Here is a 22,665-nt window from a genome sequence, read left to right as displayed (position 1 = left end):
AGTGTATTGCCGGGCAACCGCCTTGCGTTAGACTGGCCGCATCGATGCGGAGGTCCGCTTGCCTACCCGATTCACCCGCGCCCTGATCGTGGACGATCACCCGATGTTCTGCGATGCGCTGAGCCTGACGCTCCGCGTTTTGCTGGGGATTGCGCAGGTCGATACCGCCGATCGGCTGGATGCGGCGCTGACCCGGCTGGAAAAGGGGCCCTTGCCCGATGTCATCCTGTTTGACCTGCATCTGCCGGATGTGACCGGCATTGACGGGTTGCTGCGGCTGCGGGCGCAGGCACCCGAGGTGCCGGTTCTGGTCATATCCTCGGTCACGGATGAACGGGTGATGGCGGCGGCGCTACGGGCAGGGGCGCAGGGCTTCATGCCCAAACACGCCCGGCGCGAGGTGCTGGTTGCCGCATTGACCGCCCTGGCCGAAGGGCGGCAATATCTGCCCGAAGGTTTTGTCGTCCCCGACGAGACGCCGCAGGATGATGCCTTGCAGCGCCTGTCCGGCCTGACCCGGCAGCAGGCGCGCATCCTGCAGCATCTGTGCGAGGGCGCGCTGAACAAGCAGATCGCCCATGATCTGGCGATCACCGAGGCCACGGTGAAGGCCCATGTCACCGCAATCATGCGTAAGCTGGGCGTCCATAGCCGCACGCAGGCGGTGCTGATGGCCAATGCCGCGCGGTTCAGCACGCTGATGCCCGACACCGCCGGGGAAGCAGGCCCATGATCGCGCGCGCCTATGTCGCGGCGGATCTTGCGGCCCCCGGCGCGGCGCTGGCCGCAGGCCTCGGGCAGGGGCCGTTCGCGGTGGTGCTGATCTTTGCTGCCTCAGATGCCGATCTGGCGGCGCTGCTGGCCGAGAACGCCTTTGCCGCGCCGGTGATCGGCTGCACGACGGCGGGCGAGTTGTCGCCGCAGGGCTATTCCGAAGGCGGCATCCTTGCCATCGGCCTGCCATCCGATCTGTTTGAGGTCGAGATCCTGTGTATCCAGCATCTGCGGGAGCTGGACCGCGCGGCGCTGATTCGTGACGTGATGGGCGCGCGCGCGACTTTGGCAGAGCGTCGGCCTGACTGGCCTTCGGAATTTGCCTTTCTGATGGTGGACGGGCTGTCGATCCGCGAGGATGAGCTGACCTCGGCCCTTGCGGCGGCACTTGGTCCCGTGCCGCTTTGTGGCGGATCGGCGGCAGATGGCACGCGGTTCCAGCAGGCTTTCGTGCTGCATGAGGGACGCGCCTTGCGCGATGCCGCCGTCTTGGCCCTGGTGCGGGCCCGCGGGCCTGTGCGGGTGTTCAATCTGGATCACCTGCGCCCCACTGGGCGGCGCATGGTGGTGACCGAGGCCGATCCGGCACAGCGCATTGTGCGGCGCATCAATGCCGAACCCGCCGCCCCCGAATATGCCCGCCTGCTGGGCAAGGATCCTGCGCAATTGGATACGTTCACATTTGCGGCCCATCCGGTCGCGGTGCGGTTGGGCGGGCGCCATCATGTGCGGGCGATCCGGCAGGTCGCGCCCAATGGCGATCTGATCTTCTATTCCGCCATAGACGAGGGGCTGGTCCTGACCTTGGCCGAGCCGCAGGATATGGCGGCCCATCTGGAGGCCGAGCTTGCGGCGCTGGATGGCCCGGCCGCGATCCTCGCCTGTGACTGCATCCTGCGGCGGATGGAGGCGCAGGAGAAACAACTGACCCCGGCGGTCTCGGGCCTGCTGCGCCGCCATGGCGTGCTTGGCTTTTCGACCTATGGCGAGCAGATGAATGCGCTGCATGTGAACCATACCATGACCGGCGTCGCCTTCTATCCGCCGGAGGAGGGCGCATGACCATGCCACCTCCCTTTGGGGCAGCCGACTTGCTGGATCCACGCGACGCGCTGGAACGGCAGCGCGACAAGCTGCTGATCATCACCGATGCACTGATGCGGCGGGTGGAGGCGGCAACCGATGATGGCGGCGCGGCCTATGCGCAGTTCCAGCGCGCCGCATTGCTGGAGGATCAGGTCCGCGCCCGCACGCGCGAGCTGGACCGCACGCTGGATGCGCTGAACCGATCCAACAGCCAATTGGCCGAGGCGACCGCGGCAGCCGAAGCCGCGCGGCGCAATCTGGCCGATGCCATCGGTGCCGTTGATGAGGGCTTTGCGCTGTTCGGCCCCGATGACAGGCTGGTCATGTGCAATGCGCAGTTTTGCGCCTTTTTTCCCGATGTGCAGCCGCATCTGAAGCCTGGCCTCAGCTTCTGGGATTATATCGATCTGGTCAGCCTGTCGCGCCATCTGGCATTGCCGGAAGGCGAGCCGCCCGAGGTCTGGGCCGCGCGGCGCTGTGCCCGCCATGGCGATTTGCAGGCGGTGTTCAACGTGGGCATCGTCCGTGATCGCTGGTTGCAGGTGTCCGAGCGGCGGATGGAAAATGGCGGCACGGTAATCCTGCAAACCGATGTCAGCGACACGCTGCACCGCGAACGCCGCGCGGCCCGCGACGCCGCGATGGAGGAGGCGCGGCGCATCCATGCCGCCCGCGCGCGCTTTGTCGCCGCCGCCTCGCATGACCTGTTGCAACCGCTTGCCGCCGCCAAGCTGTTCATCGGGCTGGCCGAGGGCGGCGCGCCCGCCGCTGAAACGGGGCCGGTGCTGCTGAAGGCGCAAAATGCGCTTGGTCAGGTTGAAGGCATCCTGGCGCAGTTGCTGGATATCTCGCGGCTGGAAACCGGGCGCTTTGCGGTGCAGGCAGGCCTTGTGCCGCTGCAGCGGGTGCTGGCACCGCTGGCCGAGGAATTTGCGGTGATCGCCGCCGATCGCGGCCTTGGCTTCACGCTGGTGCCCAGCCATGCTCTGGCGGTCAGCGATGCCTCATGGCTGCGGCGCATCCTGCAAAACCTGATCGGCAATGCGCTGCGCTATACGCGGCGGGGGCGCGTGCTGGTCGGTGTGCGCCATCTGCCCCATGCCCTGCGGATCGAGGTGCATGACACCGGCCCCGGCATTGCCGAGGCTGACCGCGCCATGATCTTTCGGGAATTTCACCGGCTGGACGCCCCGGCCTCAGCGGCCGAGGGGATGGGGCTTGGTCTTGCCATTGTGGAGCGCGCCTGTGCGGCGCTTGGCCATGGCCTGACCCTGCAATCCGTGCCGGGGCAGGGATCCTGCTTTGCGGTGACGGTGAAGCGCCCGGAGGCAGGGGCAGGGGCGCGCGGTGCGGCGCGCCTCAGCCCTTCCCGCCCTGCTGAAGATAAACCGCGCAGCCGGTAAGGGCGGCGTAATCATCTTCGATCACCTGAACCGAGAAATTGGCCATGAAGCCGGCAAAGCGGCCCTTGTCGCGGAAGGCACCCGCGAAATCGAAGCGTTTCAGATAGGGCTGGAAGGCGCGCGCCACGCCGCCGATCAGGTAGATGCCGCCAAAGGGCAGGTGGATCAGCGCCAGATTGCCGATCTCGGACCCCATCAGGCGGACGTAAAGCCGCCCTGTTTCCTCGGCCAGTGCATCGCCTGCGGCCAGATCGGCCATGATGTCGGAGGCGGATTTTTCGCCCGGATTCCCGTGCTCGCTGCGGATAAAGGCATAAAGCCGCTCCAGCCCGCGTCCGGCCAGCACATCTTCCACACCGGGGAAGCCATGCGCCGTCTCGACAAAGCGCGCCAGCCGCAGATCGGCATCGGTGCGGATCGGCATGTTGATATGGCCGCATTCGGAGGCCGCGACGATGCGGCCCCATGGGGTTTCGTGCACTGGCGCCGCGTTGAAGCCGGTGCCCGCACCGACCACCAGCTTGGCGGCATGATCCGGCATCGGGCCTTCGATCACGCAATCCAGCTTGTCGGCGGCGATATGGCCAAGGGCGTGGCCCTGCGCCTGGAGGTCATTCAGGATCGCCACGACCTCTGCCCCGGTGGCGCGCGACAGGCTGGGGCAATCAATCGTCCAGTCCAGATTGGTCATGGTGGCGACGCCGTCGCGCACCGGGCCCGCAATGGCCACACAGGTGCCCGCACAATCCTGAACGCCTGCTTCATCAAGATACAGCCGCAGGATCGTCTCCAGCCCCGGATGGTCTGCATTGCGGAACCGGCGGATGCTGTCGGGCCGGATGGTCTTGCCATCGGCCAGCGCCACACGGGTATTGGTGCCGCCGATATCGGCCACGAGCGAGGGGAGGTCAGACATCAAGTGCCCCGGTTCCTTCAATTGCGCGCCAAGGCGCGTTGCAGCGCGTGCCAGGAGGCCTTGGGCGTCCTGACTTGCGTGTTATAGTCGACATGGACCAGACCGAAACGCTTTTCATAGCCCTCGGCCCATTCATAGTTGTCGAGCAGCGACCAGTAGAAGAAGCCGCGCAGATTGACCCCTGCGGCTATGGCATTCTGCGCCGCCTGAAAATGTCCGGCGATGAAACTTTCGCGCACCGTATCGGGGATATCGGCATGGTCATCATTGGCCATGCCATTTTCGGTCACATAAAGCGGCAGGCCTTTGGTATAGTCGCGCTCCAGCCGGGTCAGGAAGCCTTGCAGGCCTTCGGGATAGATCTCCCATCCCATCTGGGTTTTCGGCAGCGGCCCCGGCACCTCACGCGTGGCGGGCCAGGCTGTGTCGGGGGCTGCGGCATGGATATGGCGGGTATAGTAATTGACGCCAAGCCAGTCGAGCTTTTGCCCGATCAGCGGCAGATCGGATTGCCAGCGCGGCGGCAGATGCGGTGCCAGCCCCTCCAGTGCAAGGTCAGGATAGCTGCCCTGAAAGATCGCCTGCGCAAACCAGCGGTTGAAGATCGCATCCTGCACCGCGGCGGCGCGCAGATCTTCGGCACGGTCAGAGGCCGGGCTGGCATGGTCGAAATTCAGCACGATGCCAAGGTTCTTCTGGCCAAGCGCACGCAAACGTTCGATGGCCACACCATGCGCCAGCAGAATGTGATGCATGGCGCGGGCTGCGGCGCGGATGTCGCGCAGACCCGGCGCATGGGCCCCCAGAAAATGCGACAGCCAGGCCACGCACCAGGGCTCATTGATGGTGGCGACCGTCTCCACCCGGTCACCGATGCGGCGTATCACCTCTTCGGTGAAGTCGCCAAAGCGGTGACAGGTTTCCCGGTTCCGCCAGCCCCCCTTGTCAGACAGCGCCGCGGGCAGATCCCAGTGATAAAGCGTGAGAAACGGCCGCAAGCCGCGCGCGGCCATGCCATCGACCAGCCGGTCGTAGAAATCCAGACCTTCGGGATTGATCGTGACCCCATCGGGCATCACCCGCGACCAGGAGGTCGAGAAGCGATAGGCGTCAAAGCCTGCGGCCTTGACCAGATCCAGATCCTCGGCCCAGCGATGATAATGATCGCAGGCGATTGCACCGCTATCGGCGTGTTTCACATTGCCGGGTGTGGCCGCGAATGTATCCCAATGCGACGGTCCCGCGCCACCAAAGCTGGATCCTTCGATCTGATAGGCGGCGGTCGCGGCCCCGAAAACGAAGCCTTCGGGAAATGAGGCACGATGCGGGATCATGGGCAATCCTTGGGTCGAAGGGGGGACATCAGGGGCGCGGGCCGGTGGACTGGCCGATGATCAGCTCGGCCTCCAGCAGCAATTCGCAGGGGCCGATGGCCTTGCCGGTGATCATTGCCAACAGCATATCGGCGGCGCGGCGCCCGGCCTCGCGCACCGAAGACCTCGTGGCGGTGAAGATCGGCACCTCGTCGCCATTGCGAAGATAACTGAGTTCGTCGTCATGGATGATGACCGAGATATCGCGCCCCATGCGCAGCCCGGCCCCCTCGATGGCGCGCCGCAATCCCATCCCCATGATCATGGACGAGGCCAGAACCGCCGTCGGAGGTTCCGGCAGGGCAAGCAGGCTTTGGCCCAGGCGGTGGCCTGCGGTTTCAGTCATTTCCTCGCTATGCATCAGCGCAGGATCAAGCGCGATGCCGCGCGCGGTCAGTGCATCTTCATAGCCGCGCCTGCGCCGGATCGCGAAATCCATGAATTCCAGCCCGTTCAGCAGCGCGATGCGGCGATGGCCAAGATCCAGCAGAAATTCGGTCGCGCGCTGGAAGGCGCGGCGGTTGTTCACATCGACCCAGGAATAGTGCTGCACCGCGCCGGTGGATCGGCCATGCACCACGAAGGGGATGCCCAGCTCGTCCAGCAACGGAATGCGCGGATCATCGAGGCGCGGGCCATGGAGAATGACGCCATCGACCGTGCCGCGCGATTTCAGCTCGCGATAGGCGCGTTCCTCGCCATCATCGGCGACCACCGACAGCAGCATGTCATAGCCGTTGCGCGAATAGATCTCGCCGGCACCCGCGATGAAGTCGGCAAAGATCGGGTTGACGATCTCGTGCTGGGTCGCGACCGGGATCACATGGCCCACCGCCAGCGCCCGGCCCGTGGCCAGCCGGATCGCGCGGGTATTGGGCTTGTAATTGTAGCGCCGCGCCGCCGCCGCCACCCGTTCCCGCGTGGCCTCGTTCACCTCCGGGTAGCCGTTCAAAGCCCGGCTGACCGTGGTCGGCGAAAGGTCGAGTTTGCGGGCAAGCTCCTTCAGGTTCATCGGGTCCGGGTTTTCAAAGCGTTTCGAGGTCGGGGTGCAGACTAGCCGCGACCTGCCTTGACGTCAAAGCGGAATGCGCCTGAGCAGAACGGTTTTTAGCGGTTTCTGCGCTTGCAAAACAAGGATTTGCAAATTTTCATTGACGTGGCAGCCGACAAGATCGTTGACTTGGCGGCATCCGCGCGCTTAGGTGAGGCGTTCAAAGCGGTTTGAATGCGATTCCTGCTTTGGGGGAGGCCAGAGATAACTGGCCGGGGAGAGATACGGGAGGATGAGATGACTCGTGCAATTTTCGCGGGGGCTGCTGTGGTCGCGCTGGCAGCAGGCGGTGCCTTCGCGCAAGATCTGAAATTTCCGGTGGGCGAGGGCAATTTCAACTGGGATAGCTACAAGGCCTTTGATGAGGCAACCAATCTGGATGGCCAGAGCCTGACAATTTTCGGCCCCTGGCGCGGTGAGGATCAGGCGCTGGTGGATTCGGTGCTGGCCTATTTCACGGCAGCGTCTGGCGTGAAGGTGAACTATTCCTCCTCCGAGGGTTATGAACAGCAGATCATGGTTGATACCCAGGCGGGCAGCCCGCCCGATATCGCCATTCTGCCGCAGCCCGGTCTGATTTCAGAACTGGTCGCCAAGGGTTATGTCGCGCCGCTCGGGGATGAGACCAAGGCATGGCTCGAAGAGAATTATGCCGCAGGGGCCGACTGGGCGAAACTTGGCACCTATAAGGGCAAGGACGGAACCGAGGCGCTTTATGCCTTTCCCTACAAGGCCGATGTGAAATCGCTGGTCTGGTATTCGCCCGACAATTTCGCCGATGCGGGCTATGACGTCCCCGAAACCATGGAAGATCTGAAGGCGCTGACCGAACAGATCGTGGCCGATGGCGGCACGCCCTGGTGCATCGGACTGGGATCGGGCGGTGCGACCGGCTGGCCTGCGACCGATTGGGTCGAGGACCTGATGCTGCGCACGCAAAGCCCAGAGACCTATGACAAATGGGTCAGCCACGAGATCCCCTTCACCGATCCGGCGGTGATCGAGGCGATCAACGACTTCGGCTGGTTCGCCAAGAACAATGCCTTTGTCGCGGGCGGCACGGCGGCGGTGGCCTCTACCGATTTCCGCGACAGCCCCAAGGGCCTCTTCTCGTCGCCGCCGCAATGCTACATGCACCATCAGGCCTCGTTCATCCCGTCCTTCTTCCCGGAAGGTACCGTGGTGGGGGAAGATGCTGATTTCTTCTATTTCCCAGCCTATGCGGGCAAGGATCTGGGCAAGCCGGTGCTGGGGGCTGGAACGCTGGCCTTCATCACCAAGGACGGCGATGCCGCGCGCGCCTTCATCGAGTTCCTGAAGACGCCGATCGCGCATGAGATCTGGATGGCGCAGAACGGGTTTGTCACCCCCTTCAAGGGGGCCAAAACCGAACTTTACGGCACGCCCGCACTGAAGAAACAGGGCGAGATGCTGCTGGATGCGACGACCTTCCGCTTTGACGGATCGGACCTGATGCCGGGCGCCGTGGGCGCGGGCAGCTTCTGGACCGGCATGGTCGATTTCGTCGGCGGCAAATCCGCCGAGGATGCGGCGGCGCAGATCGACGCGGCCTGGCCGAAGTGACGGCGTAACCGGCAGGCCCGACACGTCCGGGCCTGCCAGCTTTGGCCAAGGCAGGGCTTTCCTGCGCGTGTTCCATCGGAGGAGGGGGCGAAGATGCATCCCGCAATTCAGGCCATCCTGACCATCGTGATCGGGGTCGGTGGCTGTATCGGTTACTTCTGGGCGTCCAACCTGTTTCTGGACAAGGTGCTGTTCCCGGCGCGCGGGCCAGAGGCCGGGCGCAATATCGGCCGGGCCAATATGATCCGCCCTTGGCTGTTCCTTGCGCCCGCGATGATCGCGCTTGGCCTCTATCTGGCCTATCCGGTCTTTGCGACGCTGAAACTGTCGCTGTTCAGCAAGGGCGGCGACACATTCGTGGGCTTTGGCAATTATGCCGCCATGATGGGCGAGGCGAAGTTCTGGGAATCCATGCGCTCCAACGCGCTGTGGCTGGTCGTGGTGCCTGCCGCCGCCACCGCGTTCGGCCTGTTGGCAGCCCAACTGACTGACCGCATCTGGTGGGGCAATATCGCCAAATCCCTGATCTTCATGCCGATGGCAATTTCCTTTGTCGGGGCCTCGGTGATCTGGAAACTGATCTATGATGCCCGCGCCGCCGATCAGGCGCAGATCGGTCTCCTGAATACGATCTGGATGAAGTTCGAGGGGGGCATTGGCTCGGTATTGATCCTGCAGATCCTGCCTGCCATCATGCTGGGTGTCTTTGCGGCGCTGATGGTCTGGCTGCTTTGGTCGCTGATCGCGCCCATGGCTCGGGGGATGCGGGAGGGCATCTGGACCCGGCTGGGGCGCATCCTCGGGGCCGCGATCACATTGGGTCTGGCGCTGGTGACGGCGGGGTGGGCCATTGGCGCGATGACCGCCGATCTGCCTTATGGCACGCCGCAAACCTGGCTGACCATTCCGTTCTGGAACAACTTCTTCCTGATGGCGGTGCTGATCTGGATCCAGACCGGCTTTGCCATGGTGATCCTGTCGGCGGCGCTGCGCGGCGTGCCCGAAGACACCATCGAGGCCGCCATTCTGGACGGTGCCAATGCCTTTCAGATCTTCTTCAAGATCAAGGTGCCACAGATCATGGGCACCATTGTCGTGGTCTGGACCACCATCACCATCGTCGTCCTGAAGGTCTTCGACATCGTGCGCGCGATGACCAATGGCCAATGGGGATCGCAGGTTCTGGCCAATTACATGTATGACAAGCTGTTTACCGCGCAGGACTGGGGCGTGGGCTCTGCCGCCGCCATGGTCATCATGCTGCTGGTGACGCCAATCCTCGTCTGGAACGTCTACAGCGCCCGCAAGGAGATGCGCTGAGATGGTCCGGTTTGCAAAAGGGGGGTCCCACCATGGATAATATCGCAGGATCGAAACCCGCGCTGACATGGGCGGTCCATATCTCGGCCGTGCTGCTGGTGGCACTTTGGGTGTTTCCGACGCTTGGCCTTCTGGTCTCGTCCTTCCGCACCAGCGACCAGATCGCGGGTTCGGGCTGGTGGCAGGCATTGTCAACGCAAGAGGCACGGATGCCCGCCATCCGCCTGAAGGGCGAGGAGGCGCTAAAGGACGGCGTCTTCATGATCGAGGGCAATCTGTTTGACGCCAGCGGGGCCGAGATCAGCCGCTGGGGCATCAATTCCAAGGATGTTGAGGCCTTTGAGGCGGGTGAAACCACTGCGCTGCCCTCGGGTGAGGCGCTGACGGTGGAGGCGGATGGCACCTACCGGCTGTCATCGACGCAAAGCATGGCCGATCTGCGGATGCCGCGGGTCTTTGTCACCGCCGAAACCCCGCCGCAATTCACCCTGGATAATTATGATACCGTGCTGTTCAAGCCGGCACCGGGCCAAAGCGTGGGCAAGGCGTTTCTGAACACCCTGACCGTCTCGATCCCGGCCACCATCATCCCGATCCTGATCGCGGCCTTTGCGGCCTATGCGCTGGCCTGGATGGAGTTTCCGGGACGGGCGCTGCTGGTCGCCGCCGTCGTGGGCCTGTTGGTCGTGCCGCTGCAACTGGCGCTGATCCCGCTGTTGCAGTTCCACAACGCCATCGGCATCGGCAAGGGATATCTGGGTGTCTGGCTGGCCCATACCGGCTTTGGCCTGCCGCTGGCGATTTACCTGTTGCGCAACTACATGGCGGGGCTGCCGCGCGACATCATCGAGAATGCCAAGGTCGATGGCGCGACGGATTTCCAGATCTTCACCAAGATCATCCTGCCGCTGTCCTTTCCGGCGCTCGCCTCCTTCGCGATCTTCCAATTCCTCTGGACATGGAACGACCTGCTGGTCGCCATGGTGTTCCTGGGCACCACCGACAATGAAATGGTGCTGACGGGGACGCTGTTGAACCTGATGGGCTCGCGCGGTGGCGATTGGGAAATTCTGTCGGCCTCGGCCTTCATCTCGATCGCGGTGCCGCTGGCGGTGTTCTTCGCAATGCAGAAATACCTCGTGCGCGGCCTGCTGGCCGGCTCGGTCAAGTGAGAGATGGAATGACCCTCGAAAAGAACCCGGATTGGTGGCGTGGTGCGGTGATCTATCAGATCTATCCGCGCAGCTTTCAGGACAGCAATGGCGACGGCATCGGCGATCTGGCCGGCATCACCGAACGGCTGGATCATATCGCGGCGCTTGGGGCGGATGCGATCTGGATCAGCCCGTTCTTCACATCGCCGATGAAGGATTTCGGCTATGATGTCAGCGATTACTGCGACGTCGATCCGATGTTCGGCACGCTGGCCGATTTCGATGCGCTGGTGTCGCGGGCGCATGATCTGAAGATCCGGGTGATGATCGATCTGGTGCTGTCGCATACATCGGATCAGCATCCCTGGTTCGGCGAAAGCCGGGCCAGCCGGACCAATCCGAAATCCGACTGGTATGTCTGGGCAGACCCCAAGCCCGATGGCACGGCACCGACCAACTGGCTGTCGATCTTTGGCGGCTCTGCCTGGCAATGGGATGCCCGGCGCGAGCAGTATTATCTGCACAACTTCCTGACCTCGCAGCCCGATCTGAACTTCCACAACCCGGATGTGCAGGTGGCGCTGCTGGATGCGGCGCGGTTCTGGCTGGAACGTGGGGTGGATGGCTTCCGCCTGGATACGATCAACTTCTATTTCCACGACCAGCATCTGCGCGACAATCCGCCCCTGCCTGCGGCGGAACGCAATGACCGCACCGCGCCCAAGGTGAACCCCTATAATCACCAGATGCATCTGTTTGACAAAAGCCGCCCCGAGAACCTTGAATTTCTGAAGAAGTTCCGCGCGGTTCTGGTGCCTTACGGGGCTGCCGCCGTCGGTGAGGTCGGCGATAGCGAGCGCGGCTTGCAGATCATGGCGCAATATACTTCGGGCGGCGACAAGGTGCAGATGTGCTACCCGTTCGAACTGCTGCAACCCGCCCGCGTCACCGCGCAGGATATCGAGGCGACTTTCGCACAGTTGGCCGCCGAGGCCCCGGACGCCTGGCCCTGCTGGTCCTATTCCAACCATGATACCGTGCGCCATATCACCCGCTGGAACCTGAGCGATGCAGCGGCAAAGACCTATACGGTGCTGCTGGCCTGTCTGCGCGGCTCGATCTGTCTCTATCAAGGCGAAGAGCTGGGTCTGCCCGAGGCCGAGGTGGCATTCGAGGATCTGCAAGACCCCTATGGAATCGAGTTCTGGCCCGAATTCAAGGGCCGTGACGGCGCCCGCACCCCGATGATCTGGGAAGGCGGCAATGGGCTGGGCGGCTTTACCTCCGGAACCAAAAGCTGGCTGCCGGTGACCGCGCCGCATCTGGCGCGATCTGTCCGGGCGCAGGCGGGCGATCCGGCCTCGATGCTGGAACATTACCGCGCCGTGCTGGCGTTCCGGCGGGCGCATCCGGTGCTGGCCACCGGCACACAGCGCGATCTGCGGACCAGTGGCTCCGCGCTGCAATTCCTGCGTGAAGGCGATGAGGGGCTGTTCTGCGCCTTCAACCTTGGCGATGAAGATCACGCAATATCGCTGCCGGAGGGGAGCTGGCAGGCGATCGGGACCGGGCTGGGCGGCCAGCAGGTCACACAACACAGTGTAACGCTGGGGCCGTGGCAGTTCTGCCTCGCCCGGCGGGTTTGAACGGGGGGACGACATATGGCCAATCTGAAGCTTGTCGGCGTCGAAAAGGCGTATGGCGAAGTGAAGGTGCTGAAGGATATCGATCTCGATATCAAATCGGGCGAGCTGATCGTTTTTGTCGGGCCCTCGGGCTGCGGTAAATCCACGCTGCTCAGGATGATCGCAGGGCTGGAACGGATCACCGGCGGCGATTTCACCATTGATGATGTGCGCATGAACGAAGTGCCGCCGTCCGAGCGTGGTATCGCCATGGTGTTCCAGTCCTATGCGCTTTACCCGCATATGACTGTGCGCGACAACATGGCCTTCGCGCTGAAACTGGCCAAGACCCCGCAATCCGAGATCGATGCGGCCATCGACAAGGCGGCGCGGGTCCTCCAGTTGACGCCTTATCTGGACCGTCTGCCCAAGGCGCTGTCGGGCGGGCAACGCCAGCGCGTCGCCATCGGCCGCGCCATCGTGCGCAACCCCAAGGTCTATCTGTTCGATGAGCCGCTTTCCAATCTGGATGCCGCGCTGCGGGTGGCAACCCGGATCGAGATCGCCCAGCTGAAAGAAGCGATGCCGGATTCGACCATGATCTATGTGACCCATGATCAGGTCGAGGCGATGACGCTGGCCAGCCGCATCGTGGTGCTGGCAGGCGGCGGTATCGCGCAGGTCGGCACGCCTCTGGAGCTGTATGAGCGGCCCGAGAACGAATTTGTCGCGCAATTCATCGGCTCGCCCTCGATGAACCTGCTATCAGGCGAGATCGTGGAAACCGGCGCCCGCACCCGCATCCGTCTGGAAGGCGGCGGCGAGGCCTGGTCGACCATTGCCACCGAGGCCCGCGACAAGGGGCTGAAGGTCAATCTGGGCGTTCGCCCCGAGGATCTGGTGCCCGCATCCGAGGGCACCGGCCTTTATACTGGCGAGGTCGAGATCACCGAGGCGCTTGGTGAGGTGACGCTGCTGTATTTCAAGAAAGACGGTGACCGTCAGGTTGTGGCAAAACTGCCGGGCATCCACCGCGAGCTGCGCCATGCCAGCGTGACCCTGACCGCCGATCCGGCCAAGATCCACCTGTTCAGCAACGGCCGCTCGCTGCTCTATCGTGATGGCTGACATGTGGCGGCGGGGTATGTCGCGCCCGGGGGTGCTTGTGGCTGTTTCTTTGGCCCTGATCTGCGCAACCCCGGTCGCGGCCGACACGCCCTCAGCTATGCCGACACCGGCAGAGGTTCGCGCCGATTATGAGGCGGCGCGAACCCGTTGGGGAAAATCACCTGATATCATGGGCGATCTGGTCATTGTCGCCCATGACAGGCCGTTCAGGACCCGGCCCCTGTTCCGCTCTACCATGGTCAGCCATTTCTCCCGTCGGCACTATCAGCAGGAAAAGGGGCTTTCCGGTCATATGCGCGGGATCGCCATTGCCGGTGCAATCTCGATGGCCCTGACCCATGACGAATTTCTGGACTGGTATCTGCACAGTGTCGACTTCGGACGGGGGTGCCATGGCGTTGATGCGGCGGCGGCTGCCTAATTTGGCAAGCCGGTTTCCGGGCTTTCCCTGCACGAGACCGCTTATCTTGCGGCAATCATCCATGCCCCCGCCAGATTGCCCCATGCGCTGGATCAGGCGCTTGGGCGGCGCAACGTCGCCCTGAAAGCACTGTCCGAAACAGGGCTGGAGCCGGGGGCAGAGGTGCAGGCGGCCATGCAGATGCCCTTGGGCCTTGTTGATCCGCCTGAAACCTGTGGTCACCCGATCCCGTGACGGTTATCAGGGGCTGCTCCCGAAAACCGGGGGGCAGTGTGCATCACCGCTGCCCGCGTGCGTGGAAGATGAAGCCGAGGAAGTTCAGCAGCACCTGGGCTGCAAGGATCGCGGTGGATTGGGTCGGGTCGTAATCGGGCGCGACCTCCACCAGATCGATGCCGACCACCTCGTGATCGCGGGCGATGCCTTGCAGGATCTCCAGCACCTCATAGTAAAGGAACCCGCCATGCGAGGGCGTGCCGGTGCCCGGCGCGATGGAGGGGCAGAAGCCGTCAATGTCGATGGTGACATAGATCCGCGCGCCCTTGGGGATGCGGGCCAGCACCCCTTCAGTGCCCAGCTTGCGGACCTGCCGCACCGACAGGATGTCATCGCCCATCACCCGCGCGGCGTCATAGCCATCCTTGGCGGTGGAGCTGACATTGCGGATGCCAAGGGCCGTGATGCCGCTCACATAGTCCTTTTCCGCCGCGCGCCGCATCGGGTTGCCATGGCCATGCCGCACCCCGTGCCGCACATCGACGAAATCGAGATGCGCGTCGATCTGCACGATATGGATCGGGCCCTGATCGTCAAAGGCGCGGATGCAGGGGATGTTCACCGAATGATCGCCGCCGATCACCACCGGCAGCGCGCCCGCCTTCAGGATGGCGCGCACGCCCGCCTCGATATTGGCATGGCTGGTTTCGGTATCGGTATGAACGATATCGGCATCGCCAATGTCGACGATGCGCACGTCTTCAGCCAGATAGGTGCAGTCATCCTCATGGTCATAGGCACCGCCAAGGCCAAAGCTGAACAGGGTCGAGGCCTCGCGCACCGCGCGCGGCCCGAAACGCGCACCGGCGCGGAACTGGGTGCCAAAGTCGAAAGGCGCACCAAGCACGGCCACATCGGCGGCAATCGCCTCCCAATCCGGCTGATAGGGGCGTTTGCCGAAGGTGGAGATGCCGACAAAGGGCAGGTTCAGGCGGGGCGTGCTGGTGGTCATCCGGGATCTCCCTGTGGTTTTTCACCTTGCGGTTTTGTGCCAGATTGCGCCGGGGGCGTGGGCCTGTCCGGTCTGGATGCGACATGCGTGCGGTGGGATCGCCCCTTGAAAGGGGCGATGAAAGGGTCAGGCACCAATCAACGCCACAAAGCCGCGCGCGATGTCCAGCCCGACGCGATCGGCTTCGATGCCCAGGCTTGCGGCCTCTGCGGCATGATCGCGGTCCCAGCCCGACCGCATGGCCTGCATCTGCACCGGGAAGCTGCGGCTCCAGTCGGCAACGACGCGGCGATTGGCCTCGAAATGGAATTGCGTGCCATAGGTTGCGCGTCCCATGCGGAAGGCCTGATGCAAAGCGGCGCCGGATCGGGCCAGATGGATTGCGCCGGCGGGCAGGGTGAAGCTGTCCGAATGCCACTGAAACAGCGGGAATTGCGCGGGCAGGGCGGAAAAGACCGGATCTGCTGCCGCAAGGGGCAGCGCCTCGATCCCGCACCACCCAAATTCGGCATATCCGCCGATCAGGTTTTGTGAGCCAAAGCCGCGCGCCAGGATCTGGGCCCCAAGGCAGATCCCCAGAACGGCCCGATCCGCCTCGGAAAAGGCGCGCATCCGCCGTGCCAGTTCGGGCAGATAGGGGAATTGGGCATCGGCACAGGCATTCTGTTCGCCGCCAAATACCACAAGCGCGTCGAAATCCGCCGCATCGGGCAAGGCACCATCCGCAAAGGGGCGGAACTGTCGGATCCGCGCCCCCGCCTCATGCAAGGCGACACCCACCTGCCCGTGATGGGTGATCGCGGTGTTCTCGACGATGGCGACGCGCATGGGCTGGCTCCTGACTGACAAGACCATCCAGCATGGCGCGGCGCGCAACGCTTGCCTGTCCGCGACATCGCCGGAGACATGCGCAGCATGGGGCTCTCGGCCGCCGCCTTCACGGCACCCACAAGGAAAGCACAAGGGACACCCTCTCCCCATTCATCTGTTCGCAAATATCCTCGGGGGGAGGAGCCGCAGGCTCCGTGGGGGGCAGACAGCCCCCCGTCAGCGCCCGCCGCAGGCGATTCCGCTTGCACTGACGCGCGCCCCGTGAAAAGGGGAAGCGCCAAACGATCCCATCCATTGACCCGTTCAGGAGGCTCCCATGGAGATTCGCGAGGCCCTCACCTTTGACGATGTGCTTCTGGTTCCGGCGGCGAGTAATGTGCTGCCCTCCGATGCCGATACCTCGACCTTCGTGACGAAGGCGATCCGTATGAACATCCCGCTGCTGTCCAGCGCGATGGATACGGTGACGGAAGGCCGCATGGCGATTGCCATGGCGCAATCGGGCGGGATCGGGGTGATTCACCGCAATCTGGATATCGAGGCGCAGGCCCGCGAAGTGCGCCGGGTGAAGCGGTTCGAATCCGGCGTGGTCTATGCCCCGATCACGCTGCGCGCCGAACAGACGCTGGCGGATGCCAAGGTCTTGATGGAACGCTACAATATCACCGGCTTCCCGGTGGTGGACGCCGAGGGGCGCGTCGTGGGGATCGTGACCAACCGCGATATGCGCTTTGCATCCGATGACAAGACCCCGGTTTCGGTGATGATGAGCGCCGACAATCTGGCAGTGCTGCGCGAGCCGGTCGACCGTGACCAGGCGATCAGCCTGATGAAAGCGCGCCGGATCGAGAAATTGCTGGTCACCGATGCCGGTGGCAAGCTGACCGGGCTGCTGACCCTGAAGGATACCGAGAAATCGGTGCTGAACCCCCATGCCTGCAAGGATGAGATGGGCCGCCTGCGGGTAGCTGCGGCCTCGACCGTGGGGGATGCGGGCTTTGAGCGCAGTCAGGCGCTGATTGAGGCGGGCGTGGATCTGGTGGTGATCGACACCGCCCATGGCCATAGCGAGGGCGTGGCCATCGCGGTGGAGCGCATCAAGAAGCTGTCGAATAAGGTTCAGGTGATTGCGGGCAATGTGGCCACCGCCGAGGCCACCCGTGCGCTGATCGGTGCCGGGGCGGACGCAGTGAAGGTGGGGATCGGCCCGGGCTCGATCTGCACCACGCGGATCGTGGCCGGCGTGGGCGTGCCGCAGCTGACCGCAATCATGGATGCCTCGACCGCCGCGGGCGACATTCCGGTGATCGCCGATGGCGGCATCAAGTTCTCGGGCGATTTTGCCAAGGCGATTGCGGGCGGTGCCTCTTGCGCCATGGTCGGATCGGCCATTGCCGGCACGGATGAAAGCCCCGGCGAGGTGATCCTGTGGAACGGGCGTTCGTATAAATCCTATCGCGGCATGGGCAGTCTTGGCGCCATGGCGCGCGGCTCGGCCGACCGTTACTTCCAGAAGGATGCGGCCTCCGACAAGCTGGTGCCGGAAGGGATCGAGGGGCAGGTGCCCTATAAGGGCTCTGTCGCGACCGTCATCCACCAGATGGTCGGCGGTCTGCGCGCGGCCATGGGCTATACCGGCAACCGCACCGTGGCCGAGATGCGCGCCAATTGCAATTTCGTGCGCATCACCGGGGCTGGCTTGAAGGAATCGCATGTCCATGACGTGCAGATCACCCGCGAAAGCCCGAACTATCGGATCGGCTGATGCGTGCGCTGGTCACCGGAGCCGGGGCGGCAGGCGGGATTGGCCTCGCCTGCGCCCGTGCCCTTGCGGCGGCGGGGCATGAAATCCTCATTGCCGGAGCCTCGGGGCGCATCCATGCCCGCGCAGCAGAGCTGCAGGCCGAAGGCATTGTTGTCACAGCCTTTCAGGGCGATCTGACCGATCCGGCGGTGGTGGATCGGCTGGCTGATCTGGGGCCGGTCGATATTCTGGTCAATAATGCCGGCATGGGGATGCAGGGCGCGCCACAGAAGATCCGTGCCTTTGCAGTTTCTGACCCCGAGACATGGCGGCGCGAGTTCGACCTGTCGCTGACCACCGCCGTTCTGGTGACCCGCGCCTTCCTGCCGGGCATGATCGCGCGCGGCTTTGGTCGGGTGGTGATGATGGCCTCGGTTACCGGGCCGCTGGTTTCGGTCACTGGCAGTTCGGCCTATTCGGCGGCCAAGGCCGCGATGGTCGGCCTGACCCATACGCTGGCGCTGGAGGTTGCGAAGGACGGGGTGACGGTGAATGCGGTGGCTCCGGGTTGGATCGCGACCGAGGCCACGCAGCGCGGCGAATTTGCGGCGGCCCGCAAATCGCCGATGGGCCGGGCCGGCACACCGGAAGAAGTGGCGGCCTGCGTGTCCTTTCTGGCATCCAGGGGGGCATCCTATGTGAACGGGGTCACGCTGGTCGTCGATGGCGGCAATCTGTTGCAGGAAAAGAAGGGGTGATGCCATGACCCCGGCCGCGCGCCTTTCTGCCGCGATGCAGATCCTTGACCGCATCCTGGCCGGCAGCCCCGCCGAACAGGCACTGATCAATTGGGCGCGCGCCTCGCGCTTTGCTGGCTCGGGGGATCGCAACGCGATCCGCGATCTGGTGTTTGACGCGCTGCGCTGCCGCCGCAGCTATGCGGCGCTTGGCGGTGGGGAAACCGGGCGCGGGCTGATCCTTGGCGGCTTGCGTGCCACCGGGCAGGACCCGGTCCCCCTGTTTACAGGTGAGGGCCACGCCCCGGCGCCGCTTCGCGACACCGATACAGGCCATTCGCCAGATGCCGCCGCGGCGACGGATCTGCCGGATTGGCTGGTGTCACAGTTGCGGACCGATCTGGGGGCGGATTTTGCAGCCATTGCCGAGGCGATGCGCCACCGTGCGCCGGTCTTCCTGCGGGTGAACATCGCGCGTGCCACGCCTGACTCAGCCATGGCGATGCTCGCTGATGAGGGGATCGACACAGAGCCGCATCCGTTGTCGCCGACCGCGCTGCAAGTGGTGGAGGGGGCGCGCAAGATTGCCGCCAGCACCGCCTTTGCCGACGGGGTCGTGGAACTGCAGGATGCCGCCTCGCAGGCCGTCATCGACGCGCTGCCGCTGCGCGACGGGATCCGCGTGCTGGATTACTGTGCGGGCGGCGGCGGCAAGACGCTGGCGATGGCAGCGCGCGCGCGGCTCAAGCTGTTCGCGCATGATGCGGATTCGCGCCGGATGCGCGATCTGCCCGCGCGGGCGCGCCGCGCCGGGGCGAAGGTCACGCTGATCGACGCGCCGAAGGGGCCGTATGATCTGGTGCTGACCGATGTGCCCTGTTCGGGATCTGGCAGTTGGCGCCGCGCACCCGAGGGCAAATGGCTGCTGACCGAGGCAAGGCTTGCCGCGCTGTTGCAGGTTCAGGCCGAGATCCTTGACCATGCGGCGCGTCTGGTCGCGCCGGGAGGCGTGCTGGCCTATGCGACCTGTTCGCTGCTTGCGGCCGAAAACGGCGCGCAGATCACCGCGTTTCAGGCGCGTCAAGGCGGTTGGGATCTGGTGCAGCAACGCCGCTTGACCCCGCTGGATGGGGGCGATGGCTTCTTTGTCGCGGTTCTGCGGAGATCAACTAAAGATTGAAATTTCTCGCCTTTCCCGGCCATTCTGCGATTAAAGGCTGATTAACCTTTTCCGTGCCGAATGGTCTTGGGTGATTCCCGGAGGCGTGAATGGCGGGCAAGACGGTGGCTGGGCCGAAGAAATGGCGCAGCACAGGGTTGGAACAGGCAGTTTTCGCCACCGCGCGTGGGATCAGCGACCATGTCTGGCTGGTGTTGGTGGCGGCGATCTGCGCCGCTGTGGCGGTTATGCTCGCACCGGATCGGGCGATGCGCGACACCGCAGGGGCGATCGGGATCACGCTCTGCATGTTGGTCTTGGTGGTGCGGGGGCTGGTCTGGTTTGACCGTGCCCGACATCGACGGCTGGAACATAATCTGCTGGCGCTGACCGGGCATGACAGCGCCGCGTGCTTTTCGACGGATGCATCGGGCCGAATTGGTTTTCAGAATGCCGCCGCGCGGCATCGGTTTGGCCATCAGGATGGCATGACGCTGATCGGCGCGCTGCAGGACCATTTCACCAGCCCGGCCTCTGTGCTGTATCGCCTGCAAAGCCGCGCCATGGTGCAGGGCTTCGCGCGTGAGGATCTGGTGACACGCAGCGGGCAGGTGCGGCTCGCGGTGCATCGGATCGGCGGCGCGCATTTCCTCTGGCGGTTGGAGGAGTTTCAGGATCGTGGCTCTGGCCGGGGGGCAGAGGCGCTCAGCCTGCCGATGCTGGTTGCCAACAAATCCGGTGTCATCCTGTTCAGCAATGAGGCGATGCGGCGGCTGGTCGGTTTGCGGCCGCGCCATCTTGACCGGATTTTTGCAACATCCACCCTGCGTTCGGGGGAGGAAGTGGAGGTTGGCACCGCCAATGGCCGTGTCCGCGCGATGCTTGCAGAGGTGGAAGGCCCCGGCGAGCGGCGCGAGATCTATTTGTTGCCAGTGCCGCAGGCCAATCTTGACGATCATGCTTCGGCAGATTTTGAACATGTTCCGGTCGCCCTGATCAAGTTCGCACCCGATGGCATGATGCGCGTGGCCAATCGTGCGGCCCGCGAGGTGCTGGAGATTGGCACGCAGGAGGCCCCCGCGTTCCACGAGGTCTTTGAAGGGCTCGGGCGCCCCGTGGCTGATTGGCTGGCCGATATCGCCGCCGCCCGCATTCCGCCCGGGGCGGAAGTGCTGCGTCTGCGCAACCGCGAGGCTGATCTGTTCTTTCAGGTCTCGCTGCGCCGGATCGTCGAGCAGGGGCGCACGGTGGTATTGGCGGTGTTGAACGATGCAACCGCGCTGAAAACGCTTGAGGCGCAGTTCACCCAAAGCCAGAAGATGCAGGCCATCGGGCAGCTTGCAGGCGGCATTTCCCATGACTTCAACAATCTGCTGACCGCAATTTCCGGCCATTGCGACCTCTTGTTGTTGCGCCATGACACGGTGGATCCAGAATATGCCGATCTTGAACAGATCCGCCAGAATGCCAATCGTGCGGCGGGTCTGGTTGGGCAATTGCTGGCCTTCTCGCGCAAGCAGACGCTCAAGCCCGAACGGCTCGATTTGCAAGAGGTACTGTCGGATCTGACAGATCTTTTGAACCGGCTGATCGGCGAGAAGGTCAGCCTGCGCCTGTCTCATGCACCCGATCTTGGGCCGATCCGGGTCGATAAAAGGCAACTGGAACAGGTCATCATGAATCTGGTGGTGAACGCCCGCGATGCGATGCCAGAGGGCGGCACGATCCGGGTGGAGACCGAGGCGCTTGCCCTGAGCGATGAGTATCGGCGCGACAAGGCCGTGGTGCCGCCTGGGGCCTATGCGGTGATCCGGGTCAGCGATACCGGCTGCGGGATCCCGCCGGATCAGCTACACAAGGTGTTCGAGCCATTCTTCACCACCAAACGCGTCGGCGAGGGGACCGGGCTGGGACTTTCCACGGCCTATGGCATCGTGAAGCAATCCGGCGGCTTCATCTTCATTGACAGCGAGGCGGAGAAAGGCACGACCTTCCACCTCTATTTTCCGATCAATACCAATTCTGACGAGGTTCAGCCACAAGCCACCCCCGCGCCGCGCCGCAACCGTCGCCGCACTGAGGGTGGCGTCGTTCTCCTGGTGGAGGATGAGGCCCCGGTGCGCGCCTTCGCCTCGCGCGCCTTGCGGCTGCGGGGCTTCACCGTGCTGGAGGCCGATTGCGCCGAGGCCGCGCTGGAGACCCTGGAGGATCCAAGGCTCGACATCGATATCTTTGTGACGGATGTCGTGATGCCGGGGCTGGATGGTCCGGGCTGGGTGCGCAAGGCCCTGGAAACGCGCCCGAATGTGCGAACGATCTTCGTCTCTGGCTATGCAGAGGATTGTCTGGCGGAACACCAGGCCCGAATTCCGAACTCGATCTTCCTGCCCAAGCCATTCTCGCTTTCGGCGTTGACCGATGCCGTTCAGGACCAGCTTCACTAGGCCCGCTGGCACAGCCGGTCATAAAGCTCGAAATCGTCCGAGGCAGTGCGGCGCAACAGGCGTTCGGTCGCGGGTTCCAGATCCATGGGCAGGCTGGGCGAGACATTAAGGCGGGGCAAAAGGATTTCGCAATCCAGCCGGTTCTCCAGAAAGTTGATCAGCGCCTGTATGTCCTCGTATCGGAACAGGTGGTCCAATCCCTTGTCGCCCGACTTGTCAGGCTTGGCGCGCAGGAACTGGGCCTGAGACCCGACGGCGACCGCGGGCGGAGGGCTGTCAGAGCAATAAAGCCGGACAAATTCGTCAAAGCTCATGCCAACCGTGCTCTTGCGTGCATCCCCCATATCTTCGCGTTGGCGGTATCGATACCAACTGCCAAGCCAATCCAGCGGCTCACGCATGGTGGCAATCACAGTGAAAGGGCGGCCGGCAACACTCTCCAACCAGGGCCCGATAAAGCGATGGTATTTGCGCACCGATGTATGCTTCAGCTGCGGCGGCCGCTGGATCGCCATATGCGCCATCGACTCCAGTGCCGCCTCGATCGCCGTGGTTCCGGTCTTCGGGGTCGCCAGCATCGTCAAATGCTGATGCCAAAATACAAGCATGATCGCCTCTTGCTGCCTGATCTCCAATGACACCCGGGCGAGGGCGAACTCAAGTCATTTTCGTCGGTGATGGCAGGCG

At 63.9% G+C, this 22,665-nt stretch carries 20 protein-coding genes; 14 read left to right on the top strand and 6 right to left on the bottom strand.

Annotation, left to right across the window (positions count from 1 at the left end):
* The first annotated feature begins 58 nt into the window (after positions 1–58).
* From GBJ34_RS02140 to GBJ34_RS02130, 3 genes are read left to right on the top strand one after another with little or no spacing between them, the layout of a single operon-like run.
* Positions 59–733, top strand: a complete 675-nt coding sequence (locus tag GBJ34_RS02140) for a response regulator transcription factor (RefSeq protein WP_226341010.1) — start codon at positions 59–61, stop codon at positions 731–733.
* The gene (locus GBJ34_RS02135; RefSeq protein ID WP_151717604.1) at positions 730–1,836 is read left to right on the top strand and encodes an FIST N-terminal domain-containing protein; all 1,107 of its coding nucleotides are present in this window, start codon (positions 730–732) and stop codon (positions 1,834–1,836) included. Before GBJ34_RS02140 ends, GBJ34_RS02135 begins: the two co-directional genes overlap by 4 nt.
* A complete protein-coding gene (locus tag GBJ34_RS02130) occupies positions 1,833–3,263 on the top strand; it encodes a sensor histidine kinase (RefSeq protein ID WP_226341009.1) in 1,431 nt (476 codons plus the stop codon). The genes GBJ34_RS02135 and GBJ34_RS02130 overlap by 4 nt, the downstream gene beginning before the upstream one ends.
* On the opposite strand, the gene GBJ34_RS02125 is transcribed toward GBJ34_RS02130, so the two are convergent.
* The 3 genes from GBJ34_RS02125 to GBJ34_RS02115 are packed head-to-tail and all read right to left on the bottom strand — an operon-like array spanning position 3,220 to position 6,564.
* Complete coding sequence (locus tag GBJ34_RS02125) at positions 3,220–4,179, bottom strand: glucokinase (protein ID WP_151717603.1); 960 nt, start codon at positions 4,177–4,179, stop codon at positions 3,220–3,222. The two genes, GBJ34_RS02130 and GBJ34_RS02125, sit on opposite strands and share 44 nt — an antisense overlap.
* A 17-nt stretch (positions 4,180–4,196) precedes the next feature.
* Positions 4,197–5,513, bottom strand: coding sequence for a GH1 family beta-glucosidase (locus tag GBJ34_RS02120; protein ID WP_151717602.1), 1,317 nt, complete (start codon positions 5,511–5,513; stop codon positions 4,197–4,199).
* Between the two features lie 28 nt (positions 5,514–5,541).
* Positions 5,542–6,564, bottom strand: coding sequence for a substrate-binding domain-containing protein (locus GBJ34_RS02115; RefSeq protein ID WP_151717601.1), 1,023 nt, complete (start codon positions 6,562–6,564; stop codon positions 5,542–5,544).
* Between the two features lie 276 nt (positions 6,565–6,840).
* Between GBJ34_RS02115 and GBJ34_RS02110 the strand changes: the two genes are divergently transcribed.
* The 7 genes from GBJ34_RS02110 (at position 6,841) to GBJ34_RS20425 (ending at position 14,069) form a co-directional block, all read left to right on the top strand.
* Positions 6,841–8,187 carry an ABC transporter substrate-binding protein gene (locus GBJ34_RS02110; protein ID WP_151717600.1) on the top strand — a complete coding sequence of 449 codons (1,347 nt, stop codon included), beginning with the start codon at positions 6,841–6,843 and terminating at the stop codon, positions 8,185–8,187.
* Positions 8,188–8,280: 93 nt separating this feature from the next.
* Complete coding sequence (locus GBJ34_RS02105; protein WP_151717599.1) at positions 8,281–9,507, top strand: carbohydrate ABC transporter permease; 1,227 nt, start codon at positions 8,281–8,283, stop codon at positions 9,505–9,507.
* A 32-nt stretch (positions 9,508–9,539) separates the two neighbouring features.
* Entirely contained in the window at positions 9,540–10,679 is a 1,140-nt protein-coding gene (locus GBJ34_RS02100) for a carbohydrate ABC transporter permease (RefSeq protein ID WP_151717598.1), read from the top strand.
* 8 nt (positions 10,680–10,687) lie between these two features.
* Positions 10,688–12,307, top strand: coding sequence for an alpha-amylase family glycosyl hydrolase (locus GBJ34_RS02095; protein ID WP_151717597.1), 1,620 nt, complete (start codon positions 10,688–10,690; stop codon positions 12,305–12,307).
* Positions 12,308–12,322: 15 nt separating this feature from the next.
* Positions 12,323–13,414, top strand: coding sequence for an ABC transporter ATP-binding protein (locus GBJ34_RS02090; RefSeq protein WP_151717596.1), 1,092 nt, complete (start codon positions 12,323–12,325; stop codon positions 13,412–13,414).
* A 37-nt stretch (positions 13,415–13,451) separates the two neighbouring features.
* Complete coding sequence (locus tag GBJ34_RS02085) at positions 13,452–13,835, top strand: biosynthetic peptidoglycan transglycosylase (RefSeq protein WP_192931079.1); 384 nt, start codon at positions 13,452–13,454, stop codon at positions 13,833–13,835.
* 75 nt (positions 13,836–13,910) lie between these two features.
* Positions 13,911–14,069 carry a hypothetical protein gene (locus tag GBJ34_RS20425; RefSeq protein ID WP_192931078.1) on the top strand — a complete coding sequence of 53 codons (159 nt, stop codon included), beginning with the start codon at positions 13,911–13,913 and terminating at the stop codon, positions 14,067–14,069.
* Positions 14,070–14,112: 43 nt separating this feature from the next.
* Here the strand turns inward: GBJ34_RS20425 and speB are convergent, their stop codons facing one another.
* On the bottom strand, positions 14,113–15,063 hold the full coding sequence (gene speB / locus GBJ34_RS02080) for an agmatinase (protein WP_151717594.1): 951 nt from the start codon (positions 15,061–15,063) through the stop codon (positions 14,113–14,115).
* A gap of 126 nt (positions 15,064–15,189) precedes the next feature.
* Positions 15,190–15,891, bottom strand: a complete 702-nt coding sequence (locus GBJ34_RS02075) for a type 1 glutamine amidotransferase (protein WP_151717593.1) — start codon at positions 15,889–15,891, stop codon at positions 15,190–15,192.
* A gap of 319 nt (positions 15,892–16,210) precedes the next feature.
* Here GBJ34_RS02075 and guaB point away from each other — a divergent pair, with 319 nt between their 5' ends.
* The 4 genes from guaB (at position 16,211) to GBJ34_RS02055 (ending at position 21,978) form a co-directional block, all read left to right on the top strand.
* The gene (guaB, locus tag GBJ34_RS02070; protein WP_151717592.1) at positions 16,211–17,659 is read left to right on the top strand and encodes an IMP dehydrogenase; all 1,449 of its coding nucleotides are present in this window, start codon (positions 16,211–16,213) and stop codon (positions 17,657–17,659) included.
* The gene (locus GBJ34_RS02065; RefSeq protein ID WP_151717591.1) at positions 17,659–18,396 is read left to right on the top strand and encodes an SDR family NAD(P)-dependent oxidoreductase; all 738 of its coding nucleotides are present in this window, start codon (positions 17,659–17,661) and stop codon (positions 18,394–18,396) included. Before guaB ends, GBJ34_RS02065 begins: the two co-directional genes overlap by 1 nt.
* A gap of 4 nt (positions 18,397–18,400) precedes the next feature.
* A complete protein-coding gene (locus GBJ34_RS02060; protein ID WP_151717590.1) occupies positions 18,401–19,555 on the top strand; it encodes an RsmB/NOP family class I SAM-dependent RNA methyltransferase in 1,155 nt (384 codons plus the stop codon).
* Positions 19,556–19,644: 89 nt separating this feature from the next.
* On the top strand, positions 19,645–21,978 hold the full coding sequence (locus tag GBJ34_RS02055) for a hybrid sensor histidine kinase/response regulator (protein WP_151717589.1): 2,334 nt from the start codon (positions 19,645–19,647) through the stop codon (positions 21,976–21,978).
* Here the strand turns inward: GBJ34_RS02055 and GBJ34_RS02050 are convergent.
* Positions 21,975–22,586, bottom strand: a complete 612-nt coding sequence (locus GBJ34_RS02050) for a hypothetical protein (protein WP_151717588.1) — start codon at positions 22,584–22,586, stop codon at positions 21,975–21,977. The two genes, GBJ34_RS02055 and GBJ34_RS02050, sit on opposite strands and share 4 nt — an antisense overlap.
* Positions 22,587–22,665 lie beyond the last annotated feature (79 nt).

Origin of the sequence: Gemmobacter serpentinus (genome assembly GCF_008973825.1) — a bacterium.
Lineage (GTDB): Bacteria > Pseudomonadota > Alphaproteobacteria > Rhodobacterales > Rhodobacteraceae > Gemmobacter > Gemmobacter serpentinus.
The sequence above is the reverse complement of the archived record's forward strand: the minus strand, read 5'-3'. Positions and strand labels throughout refer to the sequence as shown.